Source organism: Burkholderia sp. SIMBA_051 (assembly GCF_046534915.1).
GTDB lineage: Bacteria > Pseudomonadota > Gammaproteobacteria > Burkholderiales > Burkholderiaceae > Burkholderia > Burkholderia ambifaria.
This window is the reverse complement of the sequence record NZ_JAWRXS010000004.1, coordinates 343,886-355,832: the sequence shown is the minus strand read 5'-3', so window position 1 is coordinate 355,832 and position 11,947 is coordinate 343,886. Positions and strand designations below refer to the sequence as shown.

The window sequence follows — 11,947 nt, the reverse complement described above, 5'->3', positions numbered from 1 at the left end:
TTCGCCGGCCGCGCGCCACGCCGTTCGATCGAACATCCAAGGAGAACAACACATGTCGATGCGTGCATCCCTTTCCATCGTCACGCGCGTGCTGGCCGGCGTCGCGTGCGCAGCCGCGATGCTGCCCGCCCACGCACAAAGCAACCTGGGCTTCCTGAACGACACGCCGCTGACCTACTTCAGCAAGACCGACCGCGCGTCGTTGACCAAGGCCGTCGCGCAGGTGCGCGACGAAGGCAAGGACGGCGAAACCACGACGTGGCAGAGCAACGGCCGCGGCACGCAGATCGATGCGAAGCTCACGCCGTCGACGTCCGAAACCGACGGCAAGACCTGCCGCGAAATCGCGACCGAAATCTCGGCAAAGGGCCAGTCGATGACGCTCAAGCCGGTCTTCTGCAAGACCGCCGCGGGCAAGTGGCAACTGCAGAAACGCTGAGCGCGGTGCGATGAAGCGTAGCAGTGCGCCGCGCACGGTATCGTGCGGCGTCGTGATTCTCGACGGGGCCGGCCGCGTATTCCTCGCGCATGCGACGGATACCACGCACTGGGACATCCCGAAGGGGCAGGGCGAGCCGGGCGAATCGCCGGCGGAGGCGGCGCTGCGGGAGCTGCGCGAGGAAACCGGCATCGAATTCGCGTCGGCGCGCCTCGTCGATCTCGGCCGCTTCGCGTACCGTCACGACAAGGACCTGCACCTGTTCGCGGTGCAGGTCGCCGACGACGAGATCGATCCCGCGCACTGCACGTGCACGTCGCTGTTCCCGAGCCGTCGCGACGGCTCGCTGATTCCCGAGATGGACGCGTATCGCTGGACGGCGCCCGCCGACGTCGATACGTATGCGAGCCGCAGCCTTGCGCGGCTGTTTCGCACGACGCTGTCGCTCGCAGACCTGCATCGGCGGTTGACGGGCGGGTGAGCGTTATCGCTTCGATGCCGCGCACGGCACGAATGCCGCGCAGGTAATAAAAAACCGACCGCGAGGGTCGGTTTTTTTTCATCATCGCGCGACGTCGGCGCGAAGCCGCCCGCCGCGCGCGCCGCAGGCCGTCAGGCCGGCTTGCCCCAGCTGTCGCGCAGCCCGACGATCCGGTTGAACACGGGCTTGCCCGGTTTCGAATCGACCCGGTCGGCAACGAAATAGCCGTGACGCTCGAACTGCAAGCGCGTTTCCGGCGCGACATCGCCGGCGCCCGGCTCGACGTAAGCCTGCGTGATCTTCTTCGAATCCGGGTTCAGCGCCTCGAGGAAGTTCGCGCCGCCCGCGTCCGGGTGCGGCTCCTTGAACAGCCGGTCGTAGATCCGCACTTCGGCCGGCTGCGCATGCTTCGCGCTGACCCAGTGGATGTTGCCCTTGACCTTGTACGTGTTCGCGCCGTCCGTGCCCGACTTGCTGTCCGGGAAGTAGTTGCAGTGCACGGCCGTCACGTTGCCGTCGGCGTCCTTGTCGAAGCCCGTGCACTCGATCACGTAGCCGTAGCGCAGGCGCACCTTGTTGCCCGGGAACAGGCGGAAATAGCCCTTCGGCGGGGTCTCGACGAAGTCCTCGCGTTCGATCCACAGCTCGCGCGAGATCGGGAACGTGCGCACGCCGCGCTCCGGATGATGCGGATGCACGGGGGCCGTGCACGCTTCCTCGAGGTCTTCCGGATAGTTGTCGATCACGAGCTTCAGCGGATCGAGCACGGCGACCGAGCGCGGCGCCTTGTCGTCGAGATCGTCGCGCAGCGCGCCTTCGAACACGCTCATGTCGATCCACGAATCGACCTTCGTCACGCCGATCCGCTCGCAGAACAGGTGAATGCTCTCCGGCGTGAAGCCGCGGCGGCGGATCCCGACGATCGTCGGCATGCGCGGATCGTCCCAGCCTTCGACGTGACCTTCGGTGACGAGCTGCAGCAGCTTGCGCTTGCTGGTGATCGCGTACGTGAGGTTCAGGCGCGAGAATTCGATCTGTTGCGGCAGCGGCCGCGTGAACACGCCGGCATCCGCGAGTTCGTTCAGCACCCAGTCGTACAGCGGGCGGTGATCCTCGAACTCGAGCGTGCACAGCGAGTGCGTGATGCCCTCGAGCGCGTCCGAGATGCAGTGCGTGTAGTCGTACATCGGATACACGCACCATGCGTCGCCGGTGCGGTAGTGGTGCGCGTAGCGGATCCGGTAGATCACCGGGTCGCGCATGTTCATGTTCGGCGACGCCATGTCGATCTTCGCGCGCAGCACGTGCTCGCCTTCCTTGAACTCGCCGGCCTTCATCCGGCGGAACAGGTCGAGGTTTTCCTCGGGCGAACGGTCGCGGTACGGCGACGGCTTGCCGCCTTCGGTCAGCGAGCCGCGGTTCGCGCGCATTTCGTCGGCGCTCTGGCTGTCGACGTACGCCTTGCCGCGCTGGATCAGCAGCTCGGCGAATTCGTACAGCTTGTCGTAGTAGTCGCTCGCGAAATACTGATGATCGACCGCATCCTTGCGCCAGTCGAAGCCGAGCCAGCGCACCGCGTCGACGATCGAGTCGACGTACTCGACGCTTTCCTTTTCCGGATTCGTGTCGTCGAAGCGCAGGTGGCACACGCCGCCGTAGTCGCGCGCGACGCTGAAGTTCAGGCAGATGCTCTTCGCATGGCCGATGTGCAGATAACCGTTCGGCTCGGGCGGGAAGCGCGTTTCGACGCGGCCGCCCCATTTGCCGGTGCGGTTGTCGTCGTCGATGATGTTGCGGATGAAGTTGGAAGCCGCGGGGGCGTCGTTACGTTCGGTGCTCATGCGGTTGGCGTCAGGTTGTGTCGGCGCGTCGCGCCGGTTTAATCCTGTAATTCTACCTGAGCGGGGTCCGTCCCGCGCGGGTTGCAGCGCTGCAAGGGCCGGTTCGCGCTGCGTCCCGCAATATCTCGATAATGTGTCGGCTGTAACACGACGTAAATCGGATTGCCCGGCGCGTTCGGCTTTTCCTATGATGGCTTCACCGATTCAATGCCGCCAGCGGGCCTTTTACCTGGCGGGAGGAAGCCAATAATCCATGATGAAGAAGACCACTTTTCTCGTTCGTACCGCGGTAATCGTCGCGGCCCTGTCGCAACTCGGCGCATGCGCGATGACGCATACGCAACGGAACGCCGGGATCGGCGCGGCCGCGGGCGGCGCGCTCGGCTACCTGATCACGGGCGGCCCGGTCGGCACGGTTGCCGGCGCGGCGGCAGGCGGCCTGGTCGGCGCCGGCGTGCGCTGATCGACGCCGGCGCGCATGCGCGCCGGCCGGTCGTGACGGGGTTCGCCCCGCGTCACGACCTCGCACATCCCTTCCGCGATTCGACAGGCAACATCAGGGAGGAATGGGTGTGCGACACTTCGTCGACGTCACATAACGACTTCATGCGTCGACGAATCCTCCATGAGCAACTTTCCCGTTTTCGTGCTGCCGGGCTACGGCAACTCCGGTCCGCTCCACTGGCAAAGCCGCTGGGAGCGCGCCGACGCGCGTTTCGTGCGCATCGCGATGCCCGACTGGGACCATGCGTTCCGCAACGGCTGGTGTCTCGCGCTCGATCGCGCGGTCGAGGCCGCGCCGGGCCCGGTGTTGATCGCCGCGCACAGCCTCGGCACGCTGACCACTGCGTGGTGGGCGACCCGCTACGCGCGGCCGGCCGCGCTCGCGAAGGTGCGCGGCGCGCTGCTCGTCGCGCTGCCCGATCCGGCCGGGCCCGGGTTTCCGGCCGACGCGCACGGCTTCGGGCCGGTGCCGCACGAACGGCTGCCGTTTCCGACCTGCGTGGCCGCGAGCAGCGACGATTCGTACGGCTCGCTCGCGTTCGCGCGCGGCTGCGCGCATGCATGGGGCAGTGCGTTCCATGACCTCGGCCCGCGCGGCCACCTCAACGCGGACAGCGGGCTCGGCGACTGGCCCGACGCACGCGGCTGGCTCGACGCGCTCGCGCGCTAGCCATCGATTCACTGGCCGTCGGCCACCGGTCGCACGCCGCCGCGCCGCCGAAGGCGCCGCGACGCGCACGTCCCGGCGGCCTCAGATCGCTTGCTTCGCCTTGAGCGCCGCGATGCGCGCCGCGTCATAACCGAGCATGTCGCGCAGCACCGCTTCGGTCTGCGCGCCGAGCAGCGGCGGGGCCGTGCGCGCGTCGGGCGGCGTCGCGCTCATCCGGATCGGATTGCGCACGAGCTTCACGTCCGCGCCGCAGGGGTGCGGCAGCGACACCTGCATTCCGCGCGCGACCACCTGTTCGTTGTCGAACACTTCGTCGAGTTCGTTGATCGGCCCGCACGGCACGCCGGCCGCTTCCAGCGTGCCGATCCAGTCGGCCTTGGCGCGTGTCTTCACCATCTCCGCGAGGATCGGCACCAGCGTGTCGCGATGGCGCACGCGCGACGGGTTGGTCGCGAACCGTTCGTCGTCGGCCAGCTCGGCCCGGCCCCCGGCCTCGACGAACTTGCGGAACTGCCCGTCGTTGCCGACCGCGACGATGATCCAGCCGTCGTTCGTCTGGAACGTTTGATACGGCACGATGTTCGGGTGCGCATTGCCCCAGCGCACCGGCGGCTTGCCGCTCGCGAGGAAGTTGGTGTTCATGTTCGCGAGCAGCGCGACCTGCACGTCGAGCAGCGCCATGTCGATGTACTGGCCTTCGCCCGTGCGGTCGCGATGCGCGAGCGCGGCGAGCACCGCGATCGTCGAATAGAGGCCCGTCGCGAGATCGGCGATCGCGACGCCGGCCTTCTGCGGGCCGCCGCCTGGCTCGCTGTCGCGCTCGCCGGTGATGCTCATGAAGCCGCCGATGCCCTGGACGATGAAGTCGTAGCCCGCGCGATGCGCGTACGGGCCCGTCTGGCCGAAACCCGTGACCGAGCAGTAGACGAGATCGGGCATCACCGCGCGCAGCGATTCGTAGTCGAGCCCGTATTTCGCGAGCTGCCCGACCTTGTAGTTCTCGAGCACGACGTCGCTTTGCGCGGCGAGCTCGCGCACGATCTGCTGGCCTTCCGGCGTCGCGATGTCGACCGTGACCGAGCGCTTGTTGCGGTTCGCCGCGAGATAGTAGGCGGCCTCGGCGGTATCGGCGCCGGCTGCGTCCTTCAGGTACGGCGGCCCCCAGTGGCGCGTGTCGTCGCCGGCGCCGGGGCGCTCGATCTTGATCACGTCCGCGCCGAAATCGGCAAGGGTCTGCGCGCACCACGGGCCCGCGAGCACGCGGGTGAGGTCCAGCACGCGGATATGGCTCAGGGCACCCATCGTCGAATCGTCTCCTTTCATGGCTTGGCGTCGGGCAACGCGGATCGGCATGCCGACCATCTTAAGGCGAATCGGCCGCGCGGGTGGCATAGGGCCTGTTCACGCTAATAACGGGCCAGCCCCACGAATGATTTTTTTTCCAAAACAGGGGAACGTGCCTTTCCGCCCGCATTGCGGCGTCGTTCGTCGTTGCAATAGCTACGGCTATTGCGCCTCCTCACTCGTTGCCCTGCGGGCGGAAAGGCACGTTCGCAAGCCCGTTATTAGCGTGAACAGGCCCAGGCCGGTCGTCCGGCACGGCGGGCCGCTGCCGTCTGGGCGGCCGATCGGTATCGTATAATCGATCGTTTACGATATTTGCCCGCCGTGCGTCCGCGAGGACGGCCGGCGTTTGAAGCCGTCTCAGCCAGACATTCCCCGCACGCCATGAAAGCTGCCGAAATCCGCGAGAAATTCCTCAAATTCTTCGAATCGAAGGGCCACACGATCGTCCGCTCGTCGAGCCTCGTGCCCGGTAACGACCCCACGCTGATGTTCACGAACTCGGGCATGGTCCAGTTCAAGGACGTGTTCCTCGGCACGGACCCGCGTCCGTACTCGCGCGCCACGACGGCGCAGCGCAGCGTGCGCGCGGGCGGCAAGCACAACGACCTCGAGAACGTCGGCTACACGGCGCGCCACCACACGTTCTTCGAGATGCTCGGCAACTTCTCGTTCGGCGACTACTTCAAGCACGACGCGATCCGCTTCGCGTGGGAGCTGCTGACCACGGTCTACCAGCTGCCGAAGGAAAAGCTGTGGGTCACCGTCTATCAGGAAGACGACGAAGCCTACGACATCTGGGCGAAGGAAGTCGGCGTGCCGGCCGAGCGGATCATCCGGATCGGCGACAACAAGGGCGCGCGCTACGCGTCGGACAACTTCTGGACGATGGGCGACACCGGCCCGTGCGGCCCGTGCACGGAAATCTTCTACGACCACGGCCCGGACGTGTGGGGCGGCCCGCCGGGGTCGCCTGAGGAAGACGGCGACCGCTACATCGAGATCTGGAACCTCGTGTTCATGCAGTTCAACCGCGACGCGCAGGGCAACATGACGCGCCTGCCGAAGCAGTCGGTCGACACCGGCATGGGCCTCGAGCGCCTCGCCGCGGTGCTGCAGCACGTGCACAGCAACTACGAGATCGACCTGTTCCAGAACCTGATCAAGGCCGCCGCGCGCGTGACCGAGATCAGCGACCTCACCAACAACTCGCTGAAGGTGATCGCCGATCACATCCGCGCGTGCTCGTTCCTGATCGTCGACGGCGTGATTCCGGGCAACGAAGGCCGCGGCTACGTGCTGCGCCGGATCGTGCGCCGCGCGATCCGCCACGGCTACAAGCTCGGCCGCAAGGGCTCGTTCTTCCACAAGCTGGTGGCCGACCTCGTCGCCGAGATGGGCGCGGCCTATCCGGAGCTGAAGGAAGCCGAGCAGCGCGTGACCGACGTGCTGCGCCGGGAAGAAGAGCGCTTCTTCGAGACGATCGAACACGGGATGTCGATCCTCGAGGCAGCACTCGCCGACGTCGAAGCGAAGGGCGGCAAGGTGCTCGACGGCGAACTCGCGTTCAAGCTGCACGACACCTACGGCTTCCCGCTCGACCTCACGGCCGACGTGTGCCGCGAGCGCGGGATGACGGTCGACGAGCCGGCATTCGACGACGCGATGGCGCGCCAGCGCGAGCAGGCACGCGCGGCCGGCAAGTTCAAGGCCACGCAGGGCCTCGAATACACGGGCGCGAAGACCACCTTCCACGGTTACGAGGAAATCGCGTTCGACGACGCGAAGGTCGTCGCGCTGTACGTCGACGGTTCGGCCGTCAACGACGTGAAGGCCGGCCAGGATGCGGTCGTCGTGCTCGACCACACGCCGTTCTACGCGGAATCGGGCGGCCAGGTCGGCGACCAGGGCGTGCTCGCGAACGCCGCGACGCGCTTCGCGGTGGCCGACACGCTGAAGGTGCAGGCCGACGTGGTCGGCCATCACGGCACCCTCGAGCAGGGCACGCTGAAGATCGGCGACGTGCTGCGCGCGGAAATCGACGCGCACCGCCGCGCCCGCACGCAGCGCAACCACTCGGCCACCCACCTGATGCACAAGGCGCTGCGTGAAGTGCTCGGCGCGCACGTGCAGCAGAAGGGTTCGCTCGTCGATGCGGAGAAGACCCGTTTCGACTTCGCGCACAACGCGCCGATGACCGACGACGAAATCCGTCGCGTCGAGCAGATCGTCAACAACGAAATTCTCGCGAACGCGCCGGGCATCGTGCGCGTGATGCCGTACGACGAAGCGGTGAAGGGCGGCGCGATGGCGCTGTTCGGCGAGAAGTACGGCGACGAAGTGCGCGTGCTCGACCTCGGCTTCTCGCGCGAACTGTGCGGCGGCACGCACGTGCATCGCACCGGCGACATCGGCTTCTTCAAGATCGTCGTCGAAGGTGGCGTCGCGGCCGGCATCCGCCGGGTCGAGGCGATCACCGGCGACAACGCGGTGCGTTACGTGCAGGAACTCGATGCGCGCGTGAACGAAGCCGCGGCCGCGCTGAAGGCGCAGCCGTCGGAACTCACGCAGCGCATTGCGCAGGTGCAGGACCAGGTGAAATCGCTCGAGAAGGAGCTGGGCGCGCTGAAGTCGAAGCTCGCGTCGAGCCAGGGCGACGAGCTCGCGCAGCAGGCCACCGAAATCGGCGGCGTGTACGTGCTGGCCGCGACGCTCGACGGCGCGGACGCGAAGACGCTGCGCGAAACGGTCGACAAGCTGAAGGACAAGCTGAAGAGCGCGGCGATCGTGCTGGCGGCCGTCGAAGGCGGCAAGGTCAGCCTGATCGCGGGCGTCACGCCGGATGCGAGCAAGAAGGTCAAGGCCGGCGAGCTCGTCAACTTCGTCGCGCAGCAGGTGGGCGGCAAGGGCGGCGGCCGTCCCGATATGGCGCAGGCAGGCGGCACCGAACCGGCGAACCTGCCGGGTGCGCTCGCGGGCGTCAAGGGCTGGGTCGAAGAACGTCTTTGATCGTCCGGGCTGATGCGATGCGGGCTTGCCGGCCCCATCGCATCGCATGAAAAAAACGACCCGATCGGCGTTGGCCGGTCGGGTCGTTTTGTTTTTGGCCGGCGCGCAGCATCCACGCGCCCCGGCCGCCTGCGCTGCCGGTCAAGGCCCGGCTCAGGCTGGCGCCACTACCGGCGCCTTGGCTGCATCGTCCGGCTGCCGAGCAGCCTCGCCGAGCGCATCGCGCAGCGCGGCGAGCGCCGCCGACGCGTAACCCTGCCGCCACGCGAGCACCGTGTCGATCCCTTCGAGTTCGGCGATCGTGTGGGCCGTGACGTTGCCGGTCTCGGGCTGCAGATCGAGCACCGACCTCGGCGCGACCGCGACGCCCGCGCCGGCCGCGACGCACGCGACGATCGCGTGATACGAACCGAGCTCGAGCACGCGCGCGGCTTTCACCCCGTGCGCCGCATACCATTGCTCGACGTATTTCCGGTACGTGCAGCCGCGCTCGAACGCGATCAGCGTCGGCAGGATCACGTCGCGCGGCGTGCGCACCGGCGGATGGCCGCGCGGTGTCAGCAGCACGAGATCCTCGCGGTAGATCGGCACCGTCTCGAACGTGTCCGGCAGCGTGTCCGGTGCGGGCGGGCGCGCGAACAGCGCCGCGTCGACCTCGAAGTCGCGCACCCTGTCGATCAGCCAGCCGGTCGTGCCGGTCACGAGTTCCAGCGATACGTCGGGCCACGCATGGTGATAGCGCGCGAGCACGGTCGGCAGCCGGCTCGCGGCCGTGCTTTCCATTGTGCCGAGCCGCAGCCGCCCGCACGGCGTGTCCTCGCGCACCGCATCGCGCGCCTCGTCGGCGAGCGCGAGCAGCCGCTCCGCGTACGGCAGCAGCGTGTGCCCGGCCGGCGTCAGCACCAGCCGGCGGCCATCCCGCACGAACAGTGCCGCGCCGAGTTCCTCCTCGAGCTGCTTGATGCGCGTCGTCACGTTCGACTGCACGCGATGGAGCTTCGCCGCCGCGCGCGTCACGCCGTTCTCGCGCACGACGGCCCGGAAAATCGCCAGCGCCGCCAGGTCCATGATTCTCTCCGGGAGATATGTTGATTCTTAATCATTCATTTTTAGAGAACGTTTGGTCAAGCTACGATACAAGTGTTCCGATTTCCGTTCCGGCCGGCGCGCACCGCGTGCGGCCCATGCCGCCATGTCCCGTTCCGATGCGCCGAGTGCCGCCGCCGGCACCCACCTGTCCGATGACGCCGACCGCCGCGCCCGCGCGGCCGCGCTCGCGTGCATGATCGGGCTCGCGGTCGCGCTCGGCGTCGGCCGCTTCGCGTTCACGCCGCTGCTGCCGTTGATGCTCGCCGACGGCTCGATCGGCCTGAAGGCCGGCAGCTGGCTCGCGTCGGCGAACTACGCGGGCTATTTCGTCGGCGCGGTCAGCTGCGCGGCGGTGCGGGTCGCGCCCGCGCGGATGGTGCGCTTCGGGCTCGCCGCCACCGTGCTGCTGACCGCCGCGATGGGCATCGGCCATCTGCTTTCAGCGTGGCTCGTGGTGCGCTTCGTCGCGGGTGTCGTCAGTGCGTGGACGTTCGTGTTCGTGTCGCAATGGGGGCTGCGGCGGCTCACCGAGCTGCACGCGCCCGAGTGGAGCGGGGTGATCTATGCGGGGCCCGGTGTCGGGATCGTGCTGACGGGGCTGATCGGCGGCGCGCTCGCCGGCCATCGCGCGGCGCCCGGCTGGCTCGGCTTCGCTGCGCTGTCCGCGGTGCTGTCGGTCGCGATCTGGCGCATCTTCGGCACCGCGCCGGGGGCGGCAGTTGCGCCGCCGGCCGCGCCCGCCCGGCCTGCGGCGACGGCCGCGGCACCCCACGAGGCCCGGCGCCATCGGGCCGACGCCGCGTGGCTCGTCGTGCTGTACGGGATGCCGGGCTTCGGCTACATCATCACCGCGACGTTCCTGCCGGTGATCGCGCGCGCCGCGCTGCCGGCCGGCTCGCCGTGGCCGGACCTGTTCTGGCCGATGTTCGGCGCGGCGCTGATCGTCGGCGCGATCGCCGCCGCGCGGCTGCCCGGCCACTGGGACAATCGGCTGCTGCTCGCCGCCGGCTGCGCGACGCAGGCGCTCGGGATCGCGGCGGGCATCGTGTGGCCGAACGCGGCCGGCTTCTCGGTCGGCAGCGCGCTGCTCGGCCTGCCGTTCACCGCGATCACGCTGTTCGCGATGCGCGAGGCGCGGCGGCTGCACGGCGAGCGCGCGGCCGGGCTGATGGGCTATGCGACCGCGTCGTACGGGGTCGGGCAGATTCTCGGTCCGCTCGTCGCCGCGCCGCTGACTGCGCGTTTCGGGTCGTTCTCGCCGGCGCTGTGGGTCGCGGCGGGCGCGTTGCTCGTCGGGGCCGCCGGCTTCGCGGCGACCGCCGCGCACGGGCGCGCGCGACCCTGACGCGATCGGGGCCGGATCGTCTGCGGCGCGGGCAAACTCGCTAGAATGAAGCCTTTCCCGCGCCGAGCGGGCGTGAGGCGGCCTGCGGGCCGCCGCCGGCGTCCGCCAGATCCCCATCGATGACCACCGCCGACTACCGTTTTTGCCCGCGCTGCGCGAGCCCGCTCACCGAGTGCGCCGATCCCGAACACGAGGGCGGCCGCGTCCGCCGGGCCTGCCCGGACGACGCGTGCGGCTACGTGCACTGGAACAACCCGCTGCCGGTGGTGGCCGCGATCGTCGAACTCGACGGCAAGATCCTGCTCGCGCGCAACGCGGCCTGGCCGGACGGGATGTTCGCGCTCATCACCGGCTTCCTCGAGAACGGCGAGACGCCCGAGGACGGCATCGCGCGCGAGGTGTTCGAGGAAACCGCGCTGAAGGCCGAGCAGGTCACGCTCGTCGGCGTCTATGAATTCATCCGCAAGAACGAGCTGATCATCGCGTACCACGTGCGCGCATCGGGCACCGTCGCGCTGTCGCCGGAACTGCTCGAATACCGGCTCGTCGATCCGCCGCGGCTGCGCCCTTGGCGGGCCGGCACCGGCTACGCGCTGGCCGACTGGATGCGCGCGCGCGGCCTCGATTTCGAATTCGTCGATCGAGCGGGGCAGTGACGGCCCGCGCCGCTCCCGGTATTTCATCCGTCGCGCCGCGCACGCTCGCGTCGCGGCATCTCGCCGTTTCCCGGCGTGCCGTCCCGCGCGGCCGCCGCGCGGCGTCCCACTCGTCCTGACCGCCATCGCCATGTCCGACAAGCCGCAGCCGCGTCCGCGCGACGCCTATCGCCACTTCCTGCCGATCACGACCCGCTGGATGGACAACGACGTCTACGGGCACGTGAACAACGTCGTCTATTACAGCTACTTCGACACCGTCGTGAACGAATACCTGATCCGCGCGGGCGTGCTCGACGTCGAGCACGGGCAGACGATCGGGCTCGTGGTCGAGACGCAATGCAACTACTTCGCGTCGCTCGTGTTTCCGCAGTCGGTCGACGCGGGGCTGCGCGTCGCGAAGCTCGGCACGTCGAGCGTGCGCTACGAGATCGGACTGTTCGCGGCAGGGGAGCGCTCGCCGGCGGCGCAAGGGCATTTCGTGCACGTGTACGTCGATCGCGCCACGCGCCGCCCGGTGCCGCTGCCGGACGCGCTGCGCGCGGCGCTCGAACCGCTCGCCGGCTGAC

The 11,947-nt window shown here is 68.6% G+C and carries 11 protein-coding genes; 8 read left to right on the top strand and 3 right to left on the bottom strand.

Annotated features, from left to right (window positions below):
• Positions 1-52: 52 nt before the first annotated feature.
• Positions 53-439 (top strand): hypothetical protein, encoded by a 387-nt coding sequence (locus SB771_RS12020; protein WP_175662619.1) that lies wholly within the window; start codon positions 53-55, stop codon positions 437-439.
• A gap of 10 nt (positions 440-449) precedes the next feature.
• On the top strand, positions 450-920 hold the full coding sequence (locus SB771_RS12015; RefSeq protein ID WP_175662618.1) for an NUDIX hydrolase: 471 nt from the start codon (positions 450-452) through the stop codon (positions 918-920).
• Positions 921-1,051: 131 nt separating this feature from the next.
• Here SB771_RS12015 and SB771_RS12010 read toward each other — a convergent pair whose 3' ends face one another.
• Entirely contained in the window at positions 1,052-2,761 is a 1,710-nt protein-coding gene (locus tag SB771_RS12010) for a glutamine--tRNA ligase/YqeY domain fusion protein (RefSeq protein WP_175662617.1), read from the bottom strand.
• A 253-nt stretch (positions 2,762-3,014) separates the two neighbouring features.
• Here SB771_RS12010 and SB771_RS12005 point away from each other — a divergent pair, with 253 nt between their 5' ends.
• Entirely contained in the window at positions 3,015-3,224 is a 210-nt protein-coding gene (locus SB771_RS12005; protein WP_006497729.1) for an ornithine acetyltransferase, read from the top strand.
• A gap of 162 nt (positions 3,225-3,386) precedes the next feature.
• The gene (locus tag SB771_RS12000) at positions 3,387-3,935 is read left to right on the top strand and encodes an RBBP9/YdeN family alpha/beta hydrolase (RefSeq protein ID WP_175662616.1); all 549 of its coding nucleotides are present in this window, start codon (positions 3,387-3,389) and stop codon (positions 3,933-3,935) included.
• 81 nt (positions 3,936-4,016) lie between these two features.
• Here SB771_RS12000 and SB771_RS11995 read toward each other — a convergent pair whose 3' ends face one another.
• Positions 4,017-5,237: a CaiB/BaiF CoA transferase family protein gene (locus SB771_RS11995; protein ID WP_175662615.1), complete on the bottom strand. Its 1,221-nt coding sequence runs from the start codon at positions 5,235-5,237 to the stop codon at positions 4,017-4,019.
• A 426-nt stretch (positions 5,238-5,663) separates the two neighbouring features.
• Here SB771_RS11995 and alaS point away from each other — a divergent pair, with 426 nt between their 5' ends.
• Complete coding sequence (alaS, locus tag SB771_RS11990) at positions 5,664-8,288, top strand: alanine--tRNA ligase (protein WP_175662614.1); 2,625 nt, start codon at positions 5,664-5,666, stop codon at positions 8,286-8,288.
• A 153-nt stretch (positions 8,289-8,441) separates the two neighbouring features.
• Here alaS and SB771_RS11985 read toward each other — a convergent pair whose 3' ends face one another.
• Positions 8,442-9,356, bottom strand: coding sequence for a LysR family transcriptional regulator (locus SB771_RS11985; RefSeq protein ID WP_175662613.1), 915 nt, complete (start codon positions 9,354-9,356; stop codon positions 8,442-8,444).
• Positions 9,357-9,480: 124 nt separating this feature from the next.
• Between SB771_RS11985 and SB771_RS11980 the strand changes: the two genes are divergently transcribed.
• From SB771_RS11980 to SB771_RS11970, 3 genes are all read left to right on the top strand, one after another.
• Entirely contained in the window at positions 9,481-10,722 is a 1,242-nt protein-coding gene (locus SB771_RS11980; RefSeq protein ID WP_175662612.1) for a YbfB/YjiJ family MFS transporter, read from the top strand.
• Between the two features lie 119 nt (positions 10,723-10,841).
• Complete coding sequence (locus SB771_RS11975; protein WP_175662611.1) at positions 10,842-11,378, top strand: NUDIX domain-containing protein; 537 nt, start codon at positions 10,842-10,844, stop codon at positions 11,376-11,378.
• A 130-nt stretch (positions 11,379-11,508) separates the two neighbouring features.
• On the top strand, positions 11,509-11,946 hold the full coding sequence (locus SB771_RS11970; protein ID WP_175662610.1) for an acyl-CoA thioesterase: 438 nt from the start codon (positions 11,509-11,511) through the stop codon (positions 11,944-11,946).
• The last annotated feature ends 1 nt before the right edge of the window (position 11,947 follow it).

Coding starts and splice junctions, on each gene's coding strand:
- SB771_RS11975 (WP_175662611.1), top strand. CDS start 10,842: ATGACCACCGCCGACTACCGTTTTTGCCCGCGCTGCGCGAGCCCGCTC.
- SB771_RS11985 (WP_175662613.1), bottom strand. CDS start 9,356: ATGGACCTGGCGGCGCTGGCGATTTTCCGGGCCGTCGTGCGCGAGAAC.
- alaS (WP_175662614.1), top strand. CDS start 5,664: ATGAAAGCTGCCGAAATCCGCGAGAAATTCCTCAAATTCTTCGAATCG.
- SB771_RS12015 (WP_175662618.1), top strand. CDS start 450: ATGAAGCGTAGCAGTGCGCCGCGCACGGTATCGTGCGGCGTCGTGATT.
- SB771_RS12000 (WP_175662616.1), top strand. CDS start 3,387: ATGAGCAACTTTCCCGTTTTCGTGCTGCCGGGCTACGGCAACTCCGGT.
- SB771_RS11995 (WP_175662615.1), bottom strand. CDS start 5,237: ATGGGTGCCCTGAGCCATATCCGCGTGCTGGACCTCACCCGCGTGCTC.
- SB771_RS12010 (WP_175662617.1), bottom strand. CDS start 2,761: ATGAGCACCGAACGTAACGACGCCCCCGCGGCTTCCAACTTCATCCGC.
- SB771_RS11980 (WP_175662612.1), top strand. CDS start 9,481: ATGTCCCGTTCCGATGCGCCGAGTGCCGCCGCCGGCACCCACCTGTCC.
- SB771_RS12005 (WP_006497729.1), top strand. CDS start 3,015: ATGATGAAGAAGACCACTTTTCTCGTTCGTACCGCGGTAATCGTCGCG.
- SB771_RS12020 (WP_175662619.1), top strand. CDS start 53: ATGTCGATGCGTGCATCCCTTTCCATCGTCACGCGCGTGCTGGCCGGC.
- SB771_RS11970 (WP_175662610.1), top strand. CDS start 11,509: ATGTCCGACAAGCCGCAGCCGCGTCCGCGCGACGCCTATCGCCACTTC.